Source organism: Pseudooceanicola aquaeponti (assembly GCF_050897975.1).
GTDB lineage: Bacteria > Pseudomonadota > Alphaproteobacteria > Rhodobacterales > Rhodobacteraceae > Pseudooceanicola.
This window is the reverse complement of record NZ_JBPAXY010000005.1, coordinates 95597-116983: the sequence shown is the minus strand read 5'-3', so window position 1 is coordinate 116983 and position 21387 is coordinate 95597. Positions and strand designations below refer to the sequence as shown.

22 protein-coding genes are annotated in these 21387 nt (G+C 69.1%); 6 read left to right on the top strand and 16 right to left on the bottom strand.

Annotation, left to right across the window (positions count from 1 at the left end; genetic code table 11):
* Position 1: 1 nt before the first annotated feature.
* The 3 genes from ACRARE_RS13050 to ACRARE_RS13040 all read right to left on the bottom strand — a co-directional run bounded on the left by ACRARE_RS13050 (position 2) and on the right by ACRARE_RS13040 (position 1688).
* Entirely contained in the window at positions 2-445 is a 444-nt protein-coding gene (locus ACRARE_RS13050) for an RDD family protein (RefSeq protein WP_432656885.1), read from the bottom strand.
* 165 nt (positions 446-610) lie between these two features.
* Complete coding sequence (locus ACRARE_RS13045; protein WP_432656884.1) at positions 611-1114, bottom strand: DUF2852 domain-containing protein; 504 nt, start codon at positions 1112-1114, stop codon at positions 611-613.
* A 106-nt stretch (positions 1115-1220) separates the two neighbouring features.
* Positions 1221-1688, bottom strand: a complete 468-nt coding sequence (locus ACRARE_RS13040; RefSeq protein ID WP_432656883.1) for a YbaK/EbsC family protein — start codon at positions 1686-1688, stop codon at positions 1221-1223.
* Positions 1689-1766: 78 nt separating this feature from the next.
* On the opposite strand from ACRARE_RS13040, the gene ACRARE_RS13035 reads away from it, so the two are divergent.
* Complete coding sequence (locus tag ACRARE_RS13035; RefSeq protein ID WP_432656882.1) at positions 1767-4604, top strand: bifunctional [glutamine synthetase] adenylyltransferase/[glutamine synthetase]-adenylyl-L-tyrosine phosphorylase; 2838 nt, start codon at positions 1767-1769, stop codon at positions 4602-4604.
* Complete coding sequence (locus ACRARE_RS13030; RefSeq protein WP_432656881.1) at positions 4591-4863, top strand: hypothetical protein; 273 nt, start codon at positions 4591-4593, stop codon at positions 4861-4863. Before ACRARE_RS13035 ends, ACRARE_RS13030 begins: the two co-directional genes overlap by 14 nt.
* A 348-nt stretch (positions 4864-5211) precedes the next feature.
* Here the strand turns inward: ACRARE_RS13030 and eda are convergent, their stop codons facing one another.
* Both eda and edd read right to left on the bottom strand, forming a co-directional pair.
* Positions 5212-5859 (bottom strand): bifunctional 4-hydroxy-2-oxoglutarate aldolase/2-dehydro-3-deoxy-phosphogluconate aldolase, encoded by a 648-nt coding sequence (gene eda, locus ACRARE_RS13025; protein WP_432656880.1) that lies wholly within the window; start codon positions 5857-5859, stop codon positions 5212-5214.
* A 4-nt stretch (positions 5860-5863) separates the two neighbouring features.
* The gene (gene edd / locus ACRARE_RS13020) at positions 5864-7669 is read right to left on the bottom strand and encodes a phosphogluconate dehydratase (RefSeq protein ID WP_432656879.1); all 1806 of its coding nucleotides are present in this window, start codon (positions 7667-7669) and stop codon (positions 5864-5866) included.
* Positions 7670-8150: 481 nt separating this feature from the next.
* Between edd and ACRARE_RS13015 the strand changes: the two genes are divergently transcribed.
* The gene (locus ACRARE_RS13015; protein ID WP_432656878.1) at positions 8151-9365 is read left to right on the top strand and encodes an RSP_2647 family RNA methyltransferase; all 1215 of its coding nucleotides are present in this window, start codon (positions 8151-8153) and stop codon (positions 9363-9365) included.
* Positions 9362-9910 carry an RSP_2648 family PIN domain-containing protein gene (locus tag ACRARE_RS13010; protein WP_432656877.1) on the top strand — a complete coding sequence of 183 codons (549 nt, stop codon included), beginning with the start codon at positions 9362-9364 and terminating at the stop codon, positions 9908-9910. Before ACRARE_RS13015 ends, ACRARE_RS13010 begins: the two co-directional genes overlap by 4 nt.
* A gap of 180 nt (positions 9911-10090) precedes the next feature.
* Here the strand turns inward: ACRARE_RS13010 and ACRARE_RS13005 are convergent, their stop codons facing one another.
* The 10 genes from ACRARE_RS13005 to ACRARE_RS12960 form a co-directional block, all read right to left on the bottom strand.
* Positions 10091-11089: an LLM class flavin-dependent oxidoreductase gene (locus ACRARE_RS13005; protein ID WP_432656876.1), complete on the bottom strand. Its 999-nt coding sequence runs from the start codon at positions 11087-11089 to the stop codon at positions 10091-10093.
* A gap of 34 nt (positions 11090-11123) precedes the next feature.
* Positions 11124-11810 carry a M48 family metalloprotease gene (locus ACRARE_RS13000; RefSeq protein WP_432656875.1) on the bottom strand — a complete coding sequence of 229 codons (687 nt, stop codon included), beginning with the start codon at positions 11808-11810 and terminating at the stop codon, positions 11124-11126.
* A gap of 63 nt (positions 11811-11873) precedes the next feature.
* The gene (locus ACRARE_RS12995) at positions 11874-12533 is read right to left on the bottom strand and encodes a DedA family protein (protein ID WP_432656874.1); all 660 of its coding nucleotides are present in this window, start codon (positions 12531-12533) and stop codon (positions 11874-11876) included.
* On the bottom strand, positions 12530-12925 hold the full coding sequence (locus ACRARE_RS12990) for a hypothetical protein (RefSeq protein ID WP_432656873.1): 396 nt from the start codon (positions 12923-12925) through the stop codon (positions 12530-12532). The genes ACRARE_RS12995 and ACRARE_RS12990 overlap by 4 nt, the downstream gene beginning before the upstream one ends.
* Before the next feature lie 188 nt (positions 12926-13113).
* Positions 13114-13542, bottom strand: a complete 429-nt coding sequence (locus tag ACRARE_RS12985; protein WP_432656872.1) for an OsmC family protein — start codon at positions 13540-13542, stop codon at positions 13114-13116.
* Between the two features lie 63 nt (positions 13543-13605).
* Complete coding sequence (locus ACRARE_RS12980; RefSeq protein WP_432656871.1) at positions 13606-14790, bottom strand: vWA domain-containing protein; 1185 nt, start codon at positions 14788-14790, stop codon at positions 13606-13608.
* Positions 14791-14854: 64 nt separating this feature from the next.
* A complete protein-coding gene (locus ACRARE_RS12975) occupies positions 14855-15022 on the bottom strand; it encodes a hypothetical protein (protein ID WP_432656870.1) in 168 nt (55 codons plus the stop codon).
* Between the two features lie 54 nt (positions 15023-15076).
* Positions 15077-16552: a DUF2927 domain-containing protein gene (locus ACRARE_RS12970; RefSeq protein WP_432656869.1), complete on the bottom strand. Its 1476-nt coding sequence runs from the start codon at positions 16550-16552 to the stop codon at positions 15077-15079.
* Complete coding sequence (locus ACRARE_RS12965) at positions 16549-16992, bottom strand: GNAT family N-acetyltransferase (protein WP_432656868.1); 444 nt, start codon at positions 16990-16992, stop codon at positions 16549-16551. The genes ACRARE_RS12970 and ACRARE_RS12965 overlap by 4 nt, the downstream gene beginning before the upstream one ends.
* 204 nt (positions 16993-17196) lie before the next feature.
* Entirely contained in the window at positions 17197-18045 is an 849-nt protein-coding gene (locus ACRARE_RS12960; protein ID WP_222479243.1) for an AAA family ATPase, read from the bottom strand.
* A gap of 518 nt (positions 18046-18563) precedes the next feature.
* On the opposite strand from ACRARE_RS12960, the gene dksA reads away from it, so the two are divergent.
* Positions 18564-18986 (top strand): RNA polymerase-binding protein DksA, encoded by a 423-nt coding sequence (gene dksA / locus ACRARE_RS12955; RefSeq protein ID WP_010141240.1) that lies wholly within the window; start codon positions 18564-18566, stop codon positions 18984-18986.
* A 351-nt stretch (positions 18987-19337) separates the two neighbouring features.
* Positions 19338-20594, top strand: a complete 1257-nt coding sequence (locus ACRARE_RS12950; RefSeq protein ID WP_432656867.1) for an FAD-dependent monooxygenase — start codon at positions 19338-19340, stop codon at positions 20592-20594.
* Here ACRARE_RS12950 and xth read toward each other — a convergent pair.
* Positions 20571-21380, bottom strand: coding sequence for an exodeoxyribonuclease III (gene xth, locus ACRARE_RS12945; protein WP_432656866.1), 810 nt, complete (start codon positions 21378-21380; stop codon positions 20571-20573). The genes ACRARE_RS12950 and xth overlap by 24 nt on opposite strands.
* Between the last annotated feature and the right edge of the window lie 7 nt (positions 21381-21387).

Genomic DNA, 21387 nt, shown 5'->3' with positions numbered 1-21387 from the left:
TTCAGCGGCGCGGGTCGTTCACCGCGGTGGTGTTCAGCACCATGTCGGTCAGGCCCTGGCCGTAGGGGGTGACGCACATCAGGATCGCCGAGACCAGCTGCAAGGGCGAGATCGCCAGCGACACCGTGTAGCCCAGCACATGCAACAGCGCCTCCTGACCCGACAGCGGCGCGCCGTCGAGGGTGCGGAGGGAGATGCCGAACAGCCGCATCCCCCAGGTGGCCGAGCCCGAGGCGACGGTGAACAGCCGGTAGAAGAACCCCACCAGAAGCACCATCGCCGGGAAGAAGAACAGCGACAGGAAGGCGGTGAAGGGGATCGTCAGCGCCGACAGGAACAGGATCAGCGCCATGTCCACCAGCCAGGCCAGGCCGCGCTTGACCGCGACACCCTGGTAAAGGGCCGGAACATGGTCGGGATCGGGCAGGGGATGGGCGGGGGTCATCGGGGGCTCCGTTGGAAGAAAGGGGTCCTGCTCAGCCTTGGCGCCGGGGCGGCGCGGGGCCAGGGGAAAAGGGCAAAAGCGGCAATGGGGGATCCGGCGCGGCCGGGGCCTGCCGGGGAAAAGGGCGGCCGGCCCCCGGCAAGGGGGCCGCACCGGGGCCGGGGATCAGACCTCGGCGTAGGGTTTCGGCGCCTGGTCGTCGTCGCCCGAACGGGCCACGGCGGTGTCACGCTCGGCGCGGGCGCGGTCGGCGCGTTCATCCATGAACTGGTCGAACTCGGCCTTGTCCTTGGCGGCGCGCAGGCGCTCCAGGAAGGCTTCGAACTGTTCCTGTTCGTCTTCCAGGCGGCGCAGCGTCTCTTCCTTGTAGGCGTCGAAGGCGCTGTTGCCCGAGGGGCGCATGGCGGCATAGCCAGAGCGGCGCATCGCCTGCATATGGCCCTGGATGTCACGGGTGCGGCTGTGGCGGCAGGATTTTGCGAACATCTGTTTTCCCCAGATCATGTAGAACAGGATGGCAAGGCCGACCGGCCAGAAGAAGATGAACCCCAGGACCATCGCGGCGATCCAGGCCCCTTTCCCCTTGCTGTCGAGCCAATCCTCGGTCCGGCCCAGCCAGTTGCGCCGTTGCGGCGCGTCGTGACGGGGCGTGTAGGTGGCGGTGGTCATTGGTGTCTCCTCGTGGATGGATGTGAATGCCTTTCACATTGCATAGATTGGCATCTGCGAGGGGCCTTGCAAGGGTTTATGTGAAACTATTTTACATTATCTTGAGTTACTCAGTGAAATCAGCGGGTTGTGCGCCGGTCAGCTGGGGCAGGATATGCGCGTCCAGGGCAAAGACATGGCGCGGGGTGCCCGCGGCGGCCCAGATCTGGTCGAACTCCAGCAGGCGCGGATCGATAAAGGCGCGGATCGGGTTCAGATGCCCGACCGGGCTGACCCCGCCGATGGCAAAGCCGGTCTGGGCGCGGATCAGGGCGGCATCGGCCTTGCCGAGCGCCTCGCCCGCCACGGCGCTGGCCTTGGCCGCATCCACCTTGTTCCCGCCCGCAGTCAGAAACAGGATCGCCTCGCCGCTGTCCTCGCCGCGAAAGATGATCGACTTCGCGATCTGGTCCAGCGCGCAGCCTGCGGCCTGGGCCGCCTGTTCGGCGGTGCGGGTCTCGCCCAGCTCCTGGATCTGGGTTTCGATGCCGGCCTCTTCCAGGGCGCGGGCGACGCGTTTCATGCTCTTGCTCATCGGCGGTCTCCTTTTCGGCGCAGCATGGCGGCTCTGTCGGGGATTGACCAGAGGCGCGCCCCGCCGCACGGTCCGGCCATGGAAGACAAACTGACGATCACCCGCTGCCCCCGTCCCTTCGACCCCGAAAAGGGGGCCGAGGCGCGCGCCCTGTTCCCCGACCTGGGGCCCGAGATGGCCGATCTGCTGGCGGGCACCGCCGGTTGCTCGCCCTATCTGGCGGGTCTGATGGCGAAAGAGGCCGACTGGCTCCCCGGCGCCCTGGCCGCGCCGCGCGCCGCCCTGTCGGCGGAAGGGGCACGGTTGCAGGGGCTGGACCCGCTGGATCCGGCCCTGGGGTCCGAGCTGCGCCGGGGCAAGCGGCGCATGGCGCTGATCGTGGCCCTGGCCGATCTGGCGGGCGCCTGGCGCCTGATGGAGGTGACCGGCGCCCTGACCGATTTCGCCGATCTTTGCGTCGGCGTGGCCCTGCGCGCGGGCCTGGCGGCCGAGCTGAAGCGCGGCAAGCTGCCGGGGATGGGGCCCGAGGATCTGGACAGCGGCTGTGGCCTCAGCCTGCTGGCCATGGGCAAGATGGGTGCGGGCGAGCTGAACTATTCCTCCGACATCGACCTGATCGCCCTTTACGACGAGGCGCGCTTTGACGACCACCGCGAGGCGCGCCCGGCGCTGATCCGGGCGGTGCGCAAGATGTCGTCGCTGCTGAACGAGATCACCGGCGAGGGCTATGTCTTTCGCACCGACCTGCGGCTGCGCCCCGATCCGGCGGTGACCCCGGTCTGTGTCGGCATGGAGGCGGCGGAGCATTATTACGAAAGCGTCGGGCGCACCTGGGAACGCGCGGCCTATATCAAGGCCCGCCCCGCCGCCGGGGATCTGGAACGCGGCGCGCGGTTCATCACCACCCTGCGCCCCTTCGTCTGGCGGCGGCATCTGGATTACGCGGCCATTCAGGATGCCCATGCGGTGCGCCTGGCGATCCGCGACAGCAAGGGCTACCACGGGCCGCTGGTGCTGCCGGGGCACGACATGAAGCTGGGCCGGGGCGGCATCCGCGAGATCGAGTTCTTCGCCCAGTTCCACCAGCTGATCGCGGGCGGGCGCGACCCCTCGCTGCGGATCCGTGCCACGGTGCCCGCGCTGGACCGGCTGGCGGTCACAGGCTGGCTGCCCACCGGGCTGGCCAGCGCCCTGGGCGATCACTACGTGGCGCATCGCGAGGTCGAGCACCGGGTGCAGATGATCAACGACGCGCAAACCCACAAGCTGCCCGGCAATGGCGAGGGGCTGGCGCGGTTGGCTGCCCTGATGGACCGCGACGAACCCGAGCTGCGCGCCGATCTGACCCAGCGGCTGGAGGCGGTCCATGCGATCACCGAGGCCTTCTTTGCCCCCGAGACCAGCGCCGAGGCGCCGCCTTCGGACGGGCCCGAGACCGACGAGGGCGGCTTCGACGAGGCGGTGCTGGAACGCTGGCTGCACTACCCGGCCCTGGCCTCGACCCGGGCGCGCGAGATCTTCTCGCGCCTGCGCCCGCAGCTGCTGGCCGGGTTGCGTCGGGCGGCCAAGCCCGAAGAGGCGCTTCAGGCCTTCGATGGCTTCCTGAAGGGGCTGCCCGCCGGGGTGCAGCTGTTCTCGCTTTTCGAGGCCAATCCGCAGTTGATCGACCTGATCTGCGACATCGCGGGCACGGTGCCGGATCTGGCGCTGTACCTCAGCCGCAATGCGCAGGTCTTCGATGCGGTGATCGGCGGCGGTTTCTTCGCCCCCTGGCCCGGGGTCGAGGCCCTGTCGGCCGAGCTGGCCCAGGTGCTGGAGCATGAAAGCGATTACGAGGCGCGGCTGGACAGCGCCCGTCGCTGGGCCAAGGAATGGCATTTCCGCATCGGGGTGCATCACCTGCGCGGGCTGATCGCGCCGGAAGAGGCGGGGGCGGAATATGCGGGCCTGGCCGAGGCGGTGCTGCGCGCCCTCTGGCCGGTGGTCCAGGCCGAGTTCGCCCGTCGCCATGGCCCCCCGCCCGGACGCGGCGCGGTGGTCATGGGCATGGGCTCGCTCGGGGCGGGGCGGCTCAACGCGCGCTCGGATCTCGACCTGATCGTGATCTACGACGCGGCGGGGCAAGAGACGTCCGAGGGGCGCCGCCCGCTGCCCGCCCGGGTCTATTACGCCCGGCTGACCCAGGCGCTGGTCACCGCGCTGTCGGCGCCGATGTCCCAGGGGCGGCTTTACGAGGTCGACATGCGGCTGCGTCCGTCGGGCAACCAGGGGCCGGTGGCCACCTCGCTGGCCGCCTATGAAAGCTATCAGCGCGATAGCGCCTGGACCTGGGAACATCTGGCCCTGACCCGGGCGCGGGTGATCGCGGGCCCCGAGGCGCTGGCGGGGGATGTCATGGCCTTCCGGTCGGGCATCCTGTCGCCGGGGCGCGACAAGGGGACGGTTCTGCGCGAGGTGGCCGAGATGCGACGGCGCATTCTGGCGGCCAAGGGGGCAGGTGCCCCCTGGGAGGTGAAGGTGGGCTGGGGCCGCAACCAGGAGATCGAACTGATGGCTCAGGCGGGCGGGCTGATCGCGGGCGACCCCGAGGGCTGGATCGCCGACGGGCTGCGCCTGGCGGTGGACAGCGGCTGGATGCGGCCCGAAGAACGGGTGCAACTGGCCCAGACCTATCGTCTGCTGTGGAGCATCGGCCAGGTTGGCAAGCTTCTGAGTGACCATCGCATCGACCCCGAGACCCTGGGCGAGGGCGGCCGCGCCCTGCTGCTGCGCGATACCTGCGCCGCCGACATGGCCGCGCTGGAAGAGCGCTTTACCGCAGCCACCCAGGCGGCGGGCGAGGTGATCACCCAAGTGCTGGCCCGCGAGGCCGCGCCCGAGGAACCGCCGGAGGAGGGCGCAGATGAAAGGCGATGAGATCGACCCCAAGGCCCTGATCCGCGAGGCCTACCGGATGGCCCATGTGGGCGATGCGGAATGCCGGTCTATCCTGATGGACTGGGCGCTGAGCCTGCCCGAGGGCCAGGACCAGGGGGCGGCGCTGCGCGCCCTTCTGGCGCGTCACGGGGCGGGGGCGCCCGACCATCCGATGACGCCCCTGCTGCAAGAGGGGCTGGCACGGATCGCCAGCACCGGGCGGCGCGGCGGCTGGCGGGGGCGCCGGGCGAAACCCTGACCGGGCGCGCGCCGGGGGCGGCGGGGCCAGGGGGGCCAGCCCCCCTTGGCCGCCCGTGCCGGGCGTCCTTCACCCCCGGGATATTTTCGGCAATGAGAAAGCAGGGGCGCCGCGCCCTTTGCAGGGACTCGCAAAACAGGCTTCTGCCAGAGGCCTCCTGACCGGGCGACCGGGGACAGGCGGGGGGCGCATCGCAAGACGGGCGCTCCGAGGCGCCGCGCCCTTTCCATTCGATGGCCCAAAATACTCCCGCCGGAGGCATCCTGACCGGGCCACCGGGACAGGCGGCGGGGACAAGGCAAAACGGGCGCCCCGTGGCGCCCGTCTTTCGCTCAGAGCGACGCGCGTTTAGCGCGGCAGGGCGGCGGCCTCGCGGGCCAGCTCTTCGATGGCCTTCCAGTCGCCCGCCTCGACCAGTTTCGCGGGCGCCACCCAGGAGCCGCCGACGCAGAGGATGTTCTTCAGCGACAGGTAGTCCTGGGCATTGCTGGGCGAGACGCCGCCCGTGGGGCAGAAGGACACGCCCGGGATCGGTGCGCCGATGGCCTTGATGGCCGCAGCCCCGCCCGCGATCTCGGCCGGGAAGAATTTCTGCACCGAGTAGCCGCGTTCCAGAAGCGCCATGACCTCCGAGGCGGTGGCCGCACCCGGCAGCATCGGCAGGTCGGCCTCTTCGGCGGCGCTCAGCACCTTGGCGGTCGAGCCGGGCGAGACGCCGAACTTGGCGCCTGCCGCGATCACCTGGGTCACATGCTCGGGCGTCAGGATCGAGCCTGCGCCCACCACGCCGCCTTCGACCTTGGCCATCTCGGCGATCACGTCGAGGGCCACGGGGGTGCGCAGGGTCACCTCCAGCGCGGGCAGGCCCCCGGCCACCAGGGCCTCGGCCAGGGGGCGGGCATGGGCCAGGTCATGGACCACCAGCACCGGGACCACGGGGGCCAGTTCACAGATCTTGCGGGCCTCGGCAGAGGCGGTTTCGGGGGTCATGGGCATCTCCTCAGACCACGTTGGAGGCGCCGTCGCGGGCAGGCGAGGCGTTTTGGCGGAAGGTTTCGAACAGTTCGCGACCGATGCCGAAGCTATTGGCCGACAGATCAGGGGTGACGGGGGTGCGGCTTTCCAGATCCGCCTCGACGGTGATGGTGCCCTGCACCGCGTCCAGCGTCACCACGTCGCCGTCCTGAAGCCGCGCGATCCAGCCACCGTCGGCGGCCTCGGGGCTCAGGTGGATGGCGGCGGGCACCTTGCCGCTCGCGCCCGACATCCGGCCATCGGTCAAGAGCGCCACCTTCAGGCCCCGGTCCTGCAACACCGCCAGGGTCGGGGTCAGGGAATGCAGCTCGGGCATCCCGTTGGCGCGCGGCCCCTGGAAGCGGACCACCACGATGGTGTCAGAGGTGAACTCGTCCCGCTTGAACGCGGCCTTGACGTCGTTCTGGTCGTGGAAGATGCGCACCGGCGCGGTGATCACATGGCGTTCGGGGGCCACGGCAGAGACCTTCATGATCGCCGTGCCCAGGGGACCGGAGAGGGACTTCAGCCCGCCGGATTTCTGGAAAGGGTCCGAGGCGGGGCGGACGATCTTGTCGTTCTCGGACTTCCGCGCGCCCTCGGAATAGGTCAGGCGGCCATCGGCGCCGATCTGCGGCTCGCGGGTGTAAAGCGCCAGACCGTCGCCCGCCACCGTCTTGGTGTCGTCATGCAGCAGGCCTTCGGTCAGCAACTGGTCGATCAGATAGCCCAGGCCGCCCGCCGCGTGGAAGTGGTTCACGTCCGCCAGCCCGTTCGGGTAGACCTTGGCCAGCAGGGGCGTGACCGCCGAGATCGCGTCGAAATCCTCGGGCGCCAGTTCGATCCCCGCGGCGCGCGCCATGGCGGGCATGTGCAGCACCAGATTGGTGGACCCGCCGGTGGCCATCAGCCCGACGATGCCGTTGACGAAGGCCTTTTCGTCCAGCACCTCGGCGGCGGGGCGATAGTCATTGCCAAGGGCCGTGATCTCCAGCGCGCGTTCGGTGCCCGCCACGGTCAGCGCGTCGCGCAGCGGCGTGTTCGGGTTCACGAAGGAGGCGCCGGGCAGGTGCAGCCCCATGAACTCCATCAGCATCTGGTTGGAGTTCGCGGTGCCGTAGAAGGTGCAGGTGCCGGGCGAATGGTAAGAGGCCATTTCCGCCTCCATCAGCTTGTCCCGGCCCACTTCGCCGGTGGCGAATTGCTGACGGACCTTGGCCTTCTCGTCATTGGGCAGGCCCGAGGGCATCGGCCCGGCAGGCAGGAAGATCGCCGGGATATGGCCGAAGGTGGCCGCGGCCATCACCAGCCCCGGCACGATCTTGTCGCAGACGCCGAGGTAAAGGGCGGCGTCGAAACAGTTGTGCGACAACCCGATCCCCGCGGCCATGGCGATCACGTCACGGGAAAACAGCGACAGCTCCATCCCCGGCTGGCCCTGGGTCACCCCGTCGCACATGGCGGGCACGCCGCCCGCCACCTGGGCCGTGGCGCCCTTGGCCCGGGCCGAGGCGCGGATCAGTTCGGGGAATTTCTCGAAGGGCTGATGCGCCGACAGCATGTCGTTATAGGCGCTGATGATCCCGATATTGGCGGCCCGCCCCCCGGCCAGCGCCGCCTGGTCCAGCGGCACCCCCGCATAGGCGTGGGCCTGGTTGCCGCAGGTCAGGTGGGCGCGCACCGGCCCCGCCTCTGCCGCCCGTCCGATCCGGTCGAGATAGGTCTCGCGCCGGTCGCGGGAACGTTCGATGATCCGGTCGGTCACATCGGCGATGGTCTGGTTGAGGGACATGGCTGGGGTCTCCGCTTTGGCGTCGTCCGGGGCCCCACCGGAGGACAGGCGGGGCGCATGAGTCGGAAGGAACTCTGTCGCGGGCAGTTTAGCGCTAACATCCGGGAATTCCAGCCCGCTTGCCGGGGGCGAAGGGGATTCCGCCTGTCATCGGCGGCCCGGGCGCTACGTGCCTGTACACAACTCCCTCTCTCTGCCCCCAGCTTGCCCCATTCCTGCCCTGTTTCCCATGCAAAACCGGTATTGCGAAAAGCACCGGCGCATAAAGCCGCCACAGGGTAGAGAAATTTCGGCATCGGGCCGAGGCCGGGGCAGGGGGCCCGGGCCTGCGCCCCGCCCCGACTGGCGGCCAGCAACCTGGCCCCTCTTCCCGCAGCAGAATTCGCGCGACCAGGCCGCAGAGGCCGGGGTCGCGTGTCCGAGGCGACATTCTGTCGTTCCCGACTTCCCCAGACACGGGGAAGACTATAGGAGGGTGGCCATGCAGCCATCCTCCTCTCTTTTTCCGACGATCCGCCTGAAGCCGAAAACCGATGCCCGCAAGATCCGGCACGGCTTTCCCTGGGTCTATTCCAACGAGCTGGTCACCGACCGGCGCACCAAGGCCCTGGCGCCCGGTGCCGTGGCCCTGCTGGAGGATGCCGAGCGTGCGCCCCTGGCGCTGGTGGCGGTGAACCCCGAGAGCCGGATCTTTGGCCGGGTGCTGGACAGCGCCCAGGCCGAGATGCCCGAGGGCGGCCCCGATCGCCCCTGGTTCGCCGCCCGTCTGACCCGGGCCCTGGCGCTGCGCGAACGGCTTTTCGATGCGCCCTTCTACCGGCTGATCCATGCCGAGGCCGACGGGCTGCCCGGCGTGATCATTGACCGTTTCGGCGACACGGCGGTGGTGCAGCCCAATGCCGCCTGGGCCGATGCCCGGCTCGACGCGCTGACCGAGGCGCTGGTGGCGGTCACCGGGGTGACCAACGTGCTGAAAAGCGCCTCTGGCCGCGCGCGCGGGCTGGAAGGGCTGGACGATGTCTCGGCCGTTCTGGCGGGCGCGGCGCCGCAGGCCCCGGTGCCGGTGCAGATGAACGGCGCCACCTATATGGCCGATGTGACCGGGGGCCAGAAAACGGGTCTGTTCTACGACCAGCGCCCGAACCACGCCTTTGCGGCGCGGCTGTCGCAGGGGGCGCGGGTGCTGGATGTCTTCAGCCATGTGGGCGGCTTTGGCCTGGCCTGCCTGGCAGGGGGCGCTGCCAGCGCCGTGGCGGTTGATGGCTCGGCCCCGGCGCTGGAGCTGGCCACCCAGGGCGCCGCCGCCATGGGCGCGGGGGATCGTTTCACCACCCGTAAGGGCGATGCCTTCGCCCAGCTCGAAGCCCTGGCCGCCGAGGGCGCCCAGTTCGACGTGGTGATCTGCGACCCGCCGGCCTTCGCACCGTCAAAACCGGCGCTGGAAGCGGGGCTGCGCGCCTATGAGCGGGTCGCCCGCCTGGCCGCGCCGCTGGTGGCCGAGGGCGGCTTCCTGGGGCTCTGCTCCTGCTCTCATGCCGCCGATCTGTCGAAATTCCGCACCGCCTCGATTCGCGGCATCGGCCGCGCGGGGCGCGACGCGGCGCTGATCCACACCGGCTATGCCGGGCCGGACCACCCGATGCACCCGCAGCTGGCCGAAAGCGGCTACCTCAAGGCGCTATTCTTCCGGCTATGAAGGCGGTCCTGGACGCCTGCGTGCTGTATCCCACGGTGATGCGCGAAATGCTTCTGGGGGCGGCGCGCGCCGGCCTGTATCAGCCCATCTGGTCCGACCGGCTGCTGGAGGAATGGGCCCTGACGGGCCGAAAGTTCGGCGCCGAGGTCGAGGCCCAGGCGCGCGGCGAGATCGCCCTGGCCCAGGCGGCCTTTCCCGGCGCCTGCCAGAAGACCCGGCCCGGGATCGAGGATCGGCTCTGGCTGCCAGATCCGGGCGACCTGCATGTGCTGGCCCTGGCGGTCTCCAGCTCTGCCGATGCCATTGTCACCGCCAATGCCAAGGATTTCCCCCGCCACATCCTGGCCGAAGAGGGCCTCAGCCGCGCCGACCCCGACGCGCTGCTGCAAGGGTTCTGCGACAGCGCGCCCGAGGCGATGCGCGGCCTCGGCGCCGAGGTGCTGGCCACCGCCCGACGTCTGTCGGGCGAGGACTGGACGATGCGCGCCCTGATGCGCAAGGCGCGCCTGCCGCGCACGGGGAAAGCGCTGGAACGACTGCTCTAGGGGGGTATCCTCCTGCGGAGGATGCCTCCGGCGGGGAGTATTTGGGGCCCAGTGAAAGAGCAGGCGGGACGCTGCCGCGGCGGACCGCCCGCCCGGGGCCGGGCGCGGCTCGCTCTTTCACTGGGCCGAAAGTACTCTGGGGGGAGCCGAAGGCGGGGGGCAAGGCCCCCCTCCGCCCTCTCAGCTGGGCTCGGCGCCGAGGGCCTTCAGCTGCTCTGCCGCGATCTCATAGCTGCGGATCCGGGCCGCCGGGTCGTGGATCTGGGCGGCGGCGATGATCTCGTCGGGCTGGTAGGTCTCGATGAAATCGGCCAACTGGCGGCGCACCATCTCGGGCGTGCCCAGGGCGGTGACGCGGAAGGCCCGTTCGACCTGGGCCAGAAGGGCGGGGGCGATGTGATCCTCGATCCGGTCTACCGGGCGTGACAGCTTGCCGGGGTTGCCGGTGCGCAGCTTGGCGAAGGTCTGCTGCATCGAGGTTTTCAGCCGGATCGCCTCGGCTTCGGTCTCGGCCGCGAAGATGTTCATGGCCAGCATGAAATAGGGCCGGTCGAGCCATTGCGACGGCTGGAAATGGGCGCGGTAGATCTCGACCGCCTGGTCCAGCGCATCGGGGGCGAAATGCGAGGCGAAGGCATAGGGCAGCCCGGCCTGGGCGGCCAGCTGCGCGCCATAGAGGGACGAGCCCAGGATCCAGATCGGCACATGGGTGCCTTCGCCGGGGATGGCGTGCAGGGTCTGGCCCTCGACCGGATCGCCCAGGTAGGCCAGCAGCTCGCCCACGTCGCGGGGGAAGTGATCCTCGCCCGACATATGGCGGCGCAGCGCCCGCGCGGTGGCCATATCCGTCCCCGGCGCCCGGCCCAGGCCCAGGTCGATGCGGTTCGGATAGATCGTCGCCAGGGTGCCGAATTGTTCGGCCACGGTCAGGGGCGAATGGTTTGGCAGCATGATCCCGCCCGCGCCGACGCGGATCCGTTTCGTGGCCCCGGCGATATGGCCGATCATCACCGCCGTTGCCGAGGATGCGATGCCGGGCATGTTGTGGTGCTCGGCCAGCCAGTGGCGGTGATAGCCCAGCTCTTCGGCGCGCCGGGCAAGCGTCACGGAATTGGCGATCGCCTGGGCGGCATCGCTGCCTTCGGGGATGGGGGCGAGATCGAGGAGGGAGTATTTCATCAGGGGTCCTTTCTGGGCGCCTCGGGGAGGAGGGTCAGGCGCCGGTCCAGCGCGCGTCGAGGGCCCGGATGGCCGCGACGCGTTCGGGGGTCTTGGGGTGGCTCATCAGCCAGGCGGGGCGGCCCGCGCCCATCGAGCCGGTCAGATGTTCCAGCTTTTCCAGCAGGGCCACCTGGGGGCCGGTGCCGATGCCCGCCTTGGTCAGCAGGGCCGCCGCATAGGCGTCGGCCTCGTATTCGTCCTGCCGCGACAGCCGCGCGGCCAGCAGGGACATGGCGGTATTGGCGATCAGCGGCCCCAGGCCCGGGACGAAGCGCCCCAGCACCTGGGCCAGGCCGATGCGCAGGGCATTCTGCCCCGAGAAGTCGATCATCCGCCGCCGGGAATGGCCCAGGGCCACATGGCCCAGCTCATGGGCGATGACCGAGGCCAGTTCCTCGGCCGTCACGCGCCCCGCACGGTAGGCCTCAAGGAAGCCGCGGGTCAGGAAGATCCGCCCATCGGGCGCCGCCAGCCCGTTGATCGCCGGGATGTCGTAGAGATGCACCTTGATGCGCGGCAGATCCAGCGCCCGGGCCAGCGCCTCCATCTGCCGTTTCAGCCCCGGTTCGGCCAGTTCGGCCGAGCGCTGATCCAGCTGCGCCTTCAGTCGCCAGGCGGAGAAGCGCCAGGTGATGAGGCCATAGAGCAGGGCCAACAGGATCGGGGTGAGTTTCAGCATGTCACCGATATGGATGCGGGCCGGGCCGGGAGCAAGGGTCGGGGCAAGAGTTGGGCGCGCGCATCATTCCGGCCCGCTGCGCGGCAGCGCGCCACCGTCATGGGGGGCGCCCTCTGGGTCGGCGGCGCGGGCCCGGGCGCGACGCAGGCTGCGGCGCATCCAGAGCGCCATGGCGCCCATCAGTACCAGCCCTGCCAGGATCCCGGTCAGGTCCGAGGCCAGTTCGGCCAGGGTGGCGATGGACGCCGCGAAACTGTAGCCCAGCCCCACATAGGCCGCGACCCAGACCCCCTCGCCGGTGACGCTGCCCAGGGTGAAAGCGCCGCGCCGCATCCGGGCGGCCCCGGCGGCGAAGTTCACGTAAGGCCCTAGGGGCGAGACCAGCCAGCGCGACAGGAAGACCGCCACCACCCCGCGCTGATCCAAGAAATGCTGCGCCCGGGCCAGGGCCAGCGCGGTCTTGCGCCGCCCCGTCAGCCGGGTCGAGATTCGCCCATAGGCGGCCCGCGCCAGTTGATAGCCCGCCTGATCCCCCGCCACGGCGCCCAGATAGGCGGCCAGGATCACCCCGGTCAGTTCCAGATCGCCCGAGGCGGCGAAACCGCCCGCCGAAAGCATCATCAGCGACGAGGGGATCGGCAGGGCAAGGCAGGACAGGAAGGTCCCGATCCCCAATAGCGGCAGGCCCCAGTCGACCAGGGCGGCGATCAGCCAGTCGGTCATGGATCAGCGGCCCGCGCGGGGGCGTCGGAGGCGGGGGCATCATGAGAGGGGGCGGGGGCCTGTGCGTCCAGCCAGGCGGACAGCCGGGCCAGCAACAGGGCTTCGTCCTCGCCCCGGTCGCGGGCGATCTCGGCCAGGGTGGGGGGCTTGCCGTCCGGGCGGGTCGTCAGCCCCAGCTGGGCCGCCACTTCCTCGACCGGCAGCTGCCAGGAATGGGCGACATAGCCCGGGGTCATCCAGCCCTGCGGCACCAGGCGGCGGTGATCGGGATCGGCCCAGTAGAAGGTGAACAGCGCCAGGCGGATCAGGAAGACAAGGGTCAGGACCAGCCCGGCGAGGAAGCCGAGGCAGGCCAGCGGGTGACGCCGCCAAAGCTGGACAAGTAAAGACATGGGCGATCCTCCGCCCGCAGCTAAGCCGATCCGGCGCGGAAGGTCGAGAGGGCCTCGGCCCGGGGCGCGATCACGGGGCCGTGTGCGCCGCCGGGGCGCAGCAAACGCGCTACCGACCGGGGCAGGCAAAAGGGGCGCGTCCCGCGCCGCGCCCCCTGGGTCGTGCTTTGCCGGACGCGGCGGGCCTGTCAGACCAGCTCGGCATCCAGGGTGATCTCGGCCGCCGCCAGCAGGCGCGACACGGGGCAGGTTTCCTTGGCGGTCTTGGCGGCGGCAAAGAAGGCCTCTTCATCGGCGCCGGGGATCTTCGCGGTCAGATGCAGGTCGACCGCGGTGATGGTGAACCCGGCCTCGTCCTTCTCCATCTTCACGGTGGCCTTGGTCGACAGCTCTTCGGCGATCATCCCGGCCTCTTCCAGCACCTTGGACAGCGCCATGGTGAAACAGCCCGCATGGGCGGCGCCGATCAGTTCCTCGGGGTTGGTGCCGGGGGCGTCCTCGAAGCGGGTGTTGAAACCGTAGGGCTGATCCGACAGCGCCCCGGACTGGGTCGAGATATGGCCCTGGCCCTCTTTGATGGTGCCGGTCCAGCGGGCGGATGCGGTCTTGCGGATCATGGGAACCTCCTTTGGCATTGGGTCTTGGGGACCCAACGTCGCGGCGGCGCCCGGGGTTCCGGGTCAGCGCACCAGCTCTCGCATCCCCCGGTCCAGCCCTTCCAGGGTCATCGGCACCATGCGGTCTTCGAAGATTTCGCGGATCAGGCCGATGGAATGGGTATAGCCCCAATAGGCCTCGGGGACCGGGTTGATCCACAGGTGATCCGGCCAGGCCTCGCGGGCGCGTTGCAGCCAGACCTGCCCCGCCTCGGGGTTCCAATGTTCATTCGCGCCGCCGGGATAGGCGATCTCGTAGGGCGACATCGAGGCGTCGCCGACGAAGATGCATTTGTAGTCCGACCCATAGGTGCGCAGCACCTCCTGGGTAGGGGTCTGTTCGGTCCAGCGCCGCGCGTTGTTGCGCCAGACCCCTTCGTAAAGGCAGTTGTGGAAGTAGTAGTGTTCCAGATGCTTGAACTCGGCGCGGGCGGCCGAAAACAGCTCTTCCACCACCTTGATGTGGTCGTCCATCGAGCCGCCCACGTCGAGGAACAGCAGCACCTTGACGGCATTGCGGCGCTCGGGGCGGGTCTTTACGTCGAGATAGCCATGCTCGGCGGTGGCGCGGATCGTGCCGTCGAGGTCCAGTTCCTCGTGCGCGCCGTCGCGGGCCCATTTGCGCAGCCGTTTCAGGGCGACCTTGATGTTGCGGGTGCCCAATTCCTGCTGGTCGTCGAAATCGCGGAACTCGCGCTTGTCCCAGACCTTCACCGCGCGGCGGTGGCGGCTTTCCTTCTGGCCGATGCGCACCCCCTCGGGGTTGTAGCCATCGGCGCCGAAGGGCGAGGTGCCGCCCGTGCCGATCCACTTGTTGCCGCCCTGGTGGCGCTCTTTTTGCTCCTCAAGCCGCTTCTTCAGCGTCTCCATCAGCTTCTCGAAGCCGCCCAGGGCCTCGATCTGCGCCTTCTCTTCCTCGCTCAGGTGCTTTTCGGCCATCGAGCGCAGCCACTCTTCGGGGATCTCGACCGCCTCCATCACCTGGTCAAAGCTGATCTCTTCCAGCCCCGAGAAGGCGGCGGCGAAGGCCTGGTCGAAGCGGTCGATATTGCGCTCGTCCTTCACCATGGCGGCGCGGGCCAGGTAATAGAACCCCTCGGGGTCATAGGTCACCAGACCGGCCTTCAGCGCCTCGAGAAAGGTCAGGTATTCGCGCAGCGAAACCGGCACCGCGTGCTTTCGCAGGGCCTCGAAGAAGGGAATGAACATCTGGTCTCCTCCCGGATGGAATCCCGCGTCAGGGGTCGGGCCGCGCGGCCCGGGGCGCGCGCGCCTAGATCATGGCGCGATGCACGAAAAGCGTGACGAACAGCCCGATCAGCGCAAAGAGGATGGCATGGGTGGCGCCGTATTGGAACATGTCCTTGCCGTTGCCGCCGCGGCGCTTGGCGCGCAAGGCGCCGAAGATGGCGCCGATGATGATACCTGCGATGACGAACATCTGTCCCCTCCTGGCCGACGATCCGACCCTCCGCCTGGATGACCGGCTGGGCGATCAGCCGCCGCGCGGGGCCAGGGCGGCCACGTCGCGCAGCCGGGCCTCGACCGCCGCATCCGGGCCGAAGCCGTAGCGCGCCCAGCCCAGAGAGTCCAGCCGGGTGGCGCGGGCCGCGCTGTGCTGGCCGGCCATGTCCTGGGCTTCGGCGCGCAGCATCTTGATATTGGCCAGCAGCACGGCGTTCTGATAGCGGATCGCCACGTCGTCCTGGCCTGACAGCAGGCTGAGGGCGCGGGCGCTGTCGCCGCGCGCGATGGCATGGGCGGCCAGCTGCACGGCGGTATGGGCGGCGTGGATGCGGGTTTCGGGATGCTGGGCAAACAGCGCATTGGCGCGCGCCAGCGCTGCCTCGGCCCGTTCCGGGTCGCGGATTTGCAGCAGCCGGCCCAGCACGTAATAGGCAAAGGCGGTGCGGTGATCGTTCCAGCCCTGGGACTGGGCGATGGCCACGGCACGTTCGGCGCCGCGCAGCCGCGTGGCGGGCGAACCCTCGGGGCCCAGGGCCTGGGCCACGGCGCGGATCCACTCGGTGGGCGTCTGGGCCATGGCGCGCGGCGGCACGAAGCCGCCATTGGGGTTCAGCCGCGCCAACACGCCGGGCAGCCGGGCCGCCACGGCCTTGCGCGTCATCCCCGAATGCAGCTCGGGCGCATAGGTGATGCGCAGGATCATCATGTCATAGCCGGTCAGCACCGACTGGATATTGTCGTCGTTGAAGGTGCTGTCGGCCAGCCGGTAAAGGTCGTTCAGCGGGCCCAAGGATTGCGCCAGCTCTTCGTGCAGGCAGTCGCGCATTTCCTGCGGCGCCGCGTCCGAGGGGACGAAGATGGCGATCTGCTCGCGCTCTTTCAGGCGGGTCCAGTCGGTGCGGTCGCTGCGGCGGGCATTGCGGTATTCCGACAGGCGCGAGATGCCGGGCACCACGAAACAGGCGGCGGCGGGCAGTTCGCGGCGGATGCGGTCGCCGGGCACGGCGTTGATGGTGATATTGCCGGTCTGACCGGCGGGCAGGCGGGCGATGTCGATCCCCGCCTCACGACGCAACCGGCCGATCACGTTGTCCAGCTCGCGCGCCATGCCGGGGGGCACATTGCCGGTCAGGCCAACGCGAATGGGCCCCTCAAAGCGGGTGAAGACCGGCATTTCGCGGCCCGATTCCAGGCGGAAGCTGAGGTCGAGGAAATCGCGCGCCAGATCGGAATTGGCGATGCGGGGCCGGGCCATGGGGCCTTCGCCGTAAAAGACCTTCATCGGGGGCAGGGCGGTGACGCCGCGGGTATCGGCCCGGGTCGCGGCCGGAGCGCGGCCCGAGGGTGCGCTGCCCTTGGGCGCCTGTGGCGTGGCCACGGTGGGCGTCGAGGGCGGCGTCGGCGCCATGCAGCCCGAGGTGGCGACCATCAGCGGCAGAACCAGGGCGGCAGCGGCGCTGCGCCGGATCAGGCGCAGGCTCAGATGGCGGGTGGCAATTTTCATGTCAGCTCCATCCGGTACTTGATGAAATCGGTCTTCTCGGCCAGCCGGTCGTAGAGGCGTTGCGCGGTCAGGTTATCCTCTTGCGTCATCCAGTAAAGCCCCGAGGCCCCGGCCTCGTTCGCGCGGTCGCGCACTGCCTCGATCAGCGCCCGGCCCAGGCCGGTGCCGCGCGCCTCCGGCGCGGCATAGAGGTCTTGCAGATAGCAGATGTCGGCAGCCATCCAGTTGTGCGCATGGAAAAGGTAATGGACCAGGCCCAGGGGCTGGCCGTCGACCAGGGCCAGCAGCCCGTATTGCGGGCGCGCCGGATCCAGCAGCCGGGCAAAGGTCAGATCGTAGATCTCGGCGGGCAGCTCTGTCTTGTAGAACGCCAGATAGCCCTGCCAAAGCGCGGCCCAGCTGTCCTTGTCGGCGGCGACGACGGGTCGGATCTCGATCATGGGTAGGTAGTCCTTCGGCTGCTCGGAGGGAGAGCCTAGGGCAGGAATCATCTTTTCTCCAAGCGCGCAGAGCCCGGGCGAGCCAAAATTTGCGCAAAATATGGAGAAATCCCCGGTCTGCGTGCCCATGCACAGGGCGGCCGCACACTCCAGAGAGGTGTGCGCCGATGCACGGTTCGCGTCAGGGTTGCGGCAGGCGGGGCCTTAGCGGCGCTGGCCGCGCGCCATGAAGGCCAGACGTTCGAACAGATGCACATCCTGTTCGTTCTTCAACAGGGCGCCGTGCAGCTTGGGCAGGGCATTGGCGCCGTCGCGCTTCAGATCCTCGGCGGTCAGATCCTCGGCCAGAAGCAGCTTCAGCCAGTCCAGCACCTCGGAGGTGGAGGGCTTTTTCTTCAATCCCTGCATCTCGCGCAGCTCAAAGAACTGGGTCAGCGCGGCGGTCAACAGGTCGCCCTTGATACCCGGGTGATGCACCTCGACGATCTTCTTCATCGTCTCCATGTCGGGGAAACGGATGTAGTGGAAGAAGCAGCGGCGCAGGAAGGCGTCGGGCAGTTCCTTCTCATTGTTCGAGGTGATGATGACGATGGGCCGGTTCTCGGCGCGGATCGTCTCGCCGGTCTCGTAGACGTGGAACTCCATCTTGTCGAGTTCCTGCAACAGGTCGTTGGGGAACTCGATATCCGCCTTGTCGACCTCGTCGATCAGCAGCACCACGCGTTCGGGCGCGGTGAAGGCCTGCCACAGCTTGCCCTGGCGGATGTAGTTCTTGACGTCATGGACGCGTTCCTCGCCCAGCTGGCTGTCGCGCAGGCGGCTGACGGCGTCGTATTCGTAAAGACCCTGCTGCGCCTTGGTCGTGGATTTGATGTTCCATTCAATCATCGGCGCGCCCAGGCTTTGCGCCACCTGGCGGGCCAGTTCGGTCTTGCCGGTGCCCGGCTCGCCCTTGACCAGCAGGGGCCGCTGCAAGGTGATCGCGGCATTGACCGCCACGGTCAGATCCTCGGTTGCGACGTAATCCGCCGTGCCTTCGAAACGCGCGTTCATGCGGCCCTCCTCCTGCCTGTCTGCCCTGATGGGGTAAAAGGCGCGGGCGCGCTTGGCAAGACTGCCCCGGGGGCGGGGGGCGATATCGGGCGTCTGGGCCGGAGACGGAGGGCAGGGGGCGCAGATGACGGGCAGGGGGCAGAGCTGGCCAGAGGCGCGCAAGACAGCGTTAAGCATGGAATTTGAGCAAATTCTCAGTCCTTGGGCGAAGGTCGCCCTTCGCCCAGGCGGGGGATTTCGCCGCATCCCCCCGGGTGCGCGCCGCGCAGCAAGGGTGAAAATACCCCCCTATTTGGGGATAATACCCTGAAAACGGGACTATTTCGCCTTTCGATTGCACCGGGGCCGGGCCCTGCATCTGCCTTGGTTTCCTGGTCCGAACGATGCCGAATGGCGTCTGTTGGGCGGGAATATGTCGTGACAAGGGGGACCGGAGGCGTTAAGGCCCTGCGCAGGGGATCCTGCCGCCCGGGACGGCTGTCTCGATCGCGGGCAAAGGACGAGTTCGGGAGCCGCTGATGAAAGCAGAAACTTTCCTAGAAGACGATTATCGTCCCGCCGAGGACGAGCCGTTCATGAACGACCGGCAGACAGAGTATTTTCGTCGCAAGTTGCTGGCCTGGAAGGAGGAAATCCTTTCTGACAGCCGTGATACCATTGAGGGCATGAAAGACAGCACGCGCAATATCCCCGATATTGCCGACCGCGCCAGCGAAGAGACCGACCGCGCATTGGAACTGCGCACCCGGGATCGCCAGCGCAAGCTGGTGGCCAAGATCGACAGTGCCCTGCGCCGGATCGACGAAGGTGAATACGGTTACTGCGAAGTGACCGGTGAGCCGATCAGCCTGAAGCGTCTCGACGCCCGGCCGATCGCCACGATGAGCCTGGAGGCCCAGGAACGTCACGAGCGCCGCGAGAAGGTGCACCGCGACGATTGAGCCGCGCCTGCCGCGCCCGGGAAACGCGCGGCAAGAGGGGGCTGGCCCGCGATGCCGCGGGGCGGCGCCCGATGCGCGGTGGCGTCGCCAGACGCCCCATCTGACACGAAATGACAGACAACGCCGGGGATTTTCCCCGGCGTTGTCGCTTGCATCCCCCTCTGGGACGGGGCCATATCGCCTCGCCCGGCAAGGGGCGCAGAGGCGATTCCGCGCGCAGAGGCCCCAGGGCCGGGAGACAGGATTGACGCGGGCGCGCCGGGACAGCGGCGCATTCGCCGCTACCCGGGCGGGGGCAACGCAACGCTGTCGTTGCCGAGCGTGCCGGGTCGCACCAGCAGGAGAGCGCCCTTGCCGCTGACGGGCCAGAAAATCACCATCATCGGGGCCGGAATCGGCGGGCTGGCCGCGGCGCGCGCCCTGGCGCTGCGCGGCGCCGAGGTGACGGTGCTGGAACAGGCCGAATGCATCCGCGAGGTCGGCGCGGGCCTTCAGATCAGCCCCAATGGCGCTGCCGTGCTGCGCGCCCTGGGCCTGCGTCCCGAGACCTTCGGCATGGCCAACAGCGCCGTGCGGCTGCTGGACCTGCGCGGGCGCACGGCCCTGCGCATGGACCTGGCCCCCCTGGCCGAGAGCAGCGGCTATTACCTGTGTCACCGCGCCGATCTGATCGCCGCCCTGGCCCATGGGGCGCGCGAAGCGGGCGCCCGGGTGCGGCTGTTGCAGCGGGTGGACGAGATCACCACCGGCGCCGCGCCCGAGATCCACATCGCCAACCGTGCCCGGGTGCGCCCGGCGCTGGTGGTGGGGGCCGACGGGCTGCATTCGCGGCTGCGCGCCGCCATCCTGGGCGAGGCCAGCCCGCGTTTCACCGGCCAGGTCTGCTGGCGCGCCGTGGTGCCCGCCACCCCCGAGGATCCCACCCGGCCCGAAGCGCGGGTCTACATGGGCCCGGGCCGCCATCTGGTCAGCTATCCCCTGCGCGGCGGCCAGCTGCGCAATATCGTGGCGGTGGAAGAGCGCGCCGAATGGGCCCCCGACAGCTGGAGCCACGAGGACGACCCCGAAAACCTGCGCCGCGCCTTCGCGGGCTTCTGCCCCGAGGTGCAATCGCTGCTGGCACGGGTGACCCGGGTGAACCTTTGGGGGCTGCACCGGCACGAGGTGGCGCCGCGCTGGTTCGCGGGCCAGACCGCGCTTTTGGGTGATGCGGCCCATCCCACGCTGCCCTTCATGGCCCAGGGCGCCAACCTGGCGCTGGAAGATGCCTGGGTGCTGGCGGCTTCGCTGGCCGAGGGGCTGTCCGGCGCCGCCACGCCCGAGGCGGCGCGCGCGCAGATCGAACCGTCGCTTGCGGCCTATCAGGCGGCGCGGCGTCCGCGCGCCGAACGGGCCATCCGCGCGGCCAATCGCAATGCCTGGAAATACCACCTGCGCTTTCCGCCGCTGCGCCTGGCGGCCCATACGGCGCTGCGCCTCAGCGGGGCGCTGGCGCCCGGGGCGATGCTGCACCAGTTCGACTGGCTTTACGCCCATGACGTGACCGGCGGCCAGCGCCTGGCCCCCGATCTGGACTGCCCGGTGTCAGAGGGCGATCTCTGCCCATAGGGGCACGTGGTCCGAGGGTTTCTGCCGCCCGCGAATGCCGGCGTCGATGCCGCAATCGGTGACCAGATCCGCGCATTGCGGGGTCATCAGCATGTGGTCGATACGGATCCCGTCGTTCTTCTGCCAGGCCCCGGCCTGGTAATCCCAGAAGGTATAATGCCCCGGCGCCGCATGGCGGGTGCGGAAGATCTCGGTAAAGCCCAGGTTCTGGATCCGGCGGAAGGCGGCGCGGCTTTCGGGACGGAACAGGGCATCCTCGCGCCACTTGTCGGGATGGGCCGCATCCTCTTCCTGCGGGATGATGTTGTAATCGCCCAGCATCACCGCCGGTTCCTCGGCCGCCATCAGCGCCTCGGCCCGCAGGCGCAACCGCTCCATCCAGGCCAGCTTGTAGGCGTATTTGCCGCCCTCGACCGGCTCACCGGCGGAAGTCAGCTCGACCGGATTGCCATTGGGCAGGTAGAGGCCGCAGATCCGCAGCGCGTCCTTTTCGCCCACCACCGTGGCCTCGATCCAGCGCGCCTGTTCGTCGCCCTCGTCGCCCGGCAGGCCGCGCGTCACGTCCTCCAGCGGCAGTTTCGACAGGATCGCCACGCCGTTAAAGCTTTTCTGGCCATGGGTTTCCACCTGATAGCCGCGCTCCTCGAACAGCTCGCGCGGGAAGGCCTCATCGACCGATTTGATCTCTTGCAGGACGGCGACATCGGGCTGCGCCTCGTCCAGCCAGTCCATCAGCGCCTGTGCCCGCGCCTTGATGCCGTTGATGTTGAATGTGGCCAGTTTCATGTCGGGC

Bases quoted from the DNA above. Each gene is read 5' to 3' on its own strand.
- ACRARE_RS13050 (WP_432656885.1), bottom strand. From the start codon at position 445: ATGACCCCCGCCCATCCCCTGCCCGATCCCGACCATGTTCCGGCCCTT.
- ACRARE_RS13045 (WP_432656884.1), bottom strand. From the start codon at position 1,114: ATGACCACCGCCACCTACACGCCCCGTCACGACGCGCCGCAACGGCGC.
- ACRARE_RS13040 (WP_432656883.1), bottom strand. From the start codon at position 1,688: ATGAGCAAGAGCATGAAACGCGTCGCCCGCGCCCTGGAAGAGGCCGGC.
- ACRARE_RS13035 (WP_432656882.1), top strand. From the start codon at position 1,767: ATGGAAGACAAACTGACGATCACCCGCTGCCCCCGTCCCTTCGACCCC.
- ACRARE_RS13030 (WP_432656881.1), top strand. From the start codon at position 4,591: ATGAAAGGCGATGAGATCGACCCCAAGGCCCTGATCCGCGAGGCCTAC.
- eda (WP_432656880.1), bottom strand. From the start codon at position 5,859: ATGCCCATGACCCCCGAAACCGCCTCTGCCGAGGCCCGCAAGATCTGT.
- edd (WP_432656879.1), bottom strand. From the start codon at position 7,669: ATGTCCCTCAACCAGACCATCGCCGATGTGACCGACCGGATCATCGAA.
- ACRARE_RS13015 (WP_432656878.1), top strand. From the start codon at position 8,151: ATGCAGCCATCCTCCTCTCTTTTTCCGACGATCCGCCTGAAGCCGAAA.
- ACRARE_RS13010 (WP_432656877.1), top strand. From the start codon at position 9,362: ATGAAGGCGGTCCTGGACGCCTGCGTGCTGTATCCCACGGTGATGCGC.
- ACRARE_RS13005 (WP_432656876.1), bottom strand. From the start codon at position 11,089: ATGAAATACTCCCTCCTCGATCTCGCCCCCATCCCCGAAGGCAGCGAT.
- ACRARE_RS13000 (WP_432656875.1), bottom strand. From the start codon at position 11,810: ATGCTGAAACTCACCCCGATCCTGTTGGCCCTGCTCTATGGCCTCATC.
- ACRARE_RS12995 (WP_432656874.1), bottom strand. From the start codon at position 12,533: ATGACCGACTGGCTGATCGCCGCCCTGGTCGACTGGGGCCTGCCGCTA.
- ACRARE_RS12990 (WP_432656873.1), bottom strand. From the start codon at position 12,925: ATGTCTTTACTTGTCCAGCTTTGGCGGCGTCACCCGCTGGCCTGCCTC.
- ACRARE_RS12985 (WP_432656872.1), bottom strand. From the start codon at position 13,542: ATGATCCGCAAGACCGCATCCGCCCGCTGGACCGGCACCATCAAAGAG.
- ACRARE_RS12980 (WP_432656871.1), bottom strand. From the start codon at position 14,790: ATGTTCATTCCCTTCTTCGAGGCCCTGCGAAAGCACGCGGTGCCGGTT.
- ACRARE_RS12975 (WP_432656870.1), bottom strand. From the start codon at position 15,022: ATGTTCGTCATCGCAGGTATCATCATCGGCGCCATCTTCGGCGCCTTG.
- ACRARE_RS12970 (WP_432656869.1), bottom strand. From the start codon at position 16,552: ATGAAAATTGCCACCCGCCATCTGAGCCTGCGCCTGATCCGGCGCAGC.
- ACRARE_RS12965 (WP_432656868.1), bottom strand. From the start codon at position 16,992: ATGATCGAGATCCGACCCGTCGTCGCCGCCGACAAGGACAGCTGGGCC.
- ACRARE_RS12960 (WP_222479243.1), bottom strand. From the start codon at position 18,045: ATGAACGCGCGTTTCGAAGGCACGGCGGATTACGTCGCAACCGAGGAT.
- dksA (WP_010141240.1), top strand. From the start codon at position 18,564: ATGAAAGCAGAAACTTTCCTAGAAGACGATTATCGTCCCGCCGAGGAC.
- xth (WP_432656866.1), bottom strand. From the start codon at position 21,380: ATGAAACTGGCCACATTCAACATCAACGGCATCAAGGCGCGGGCACAG.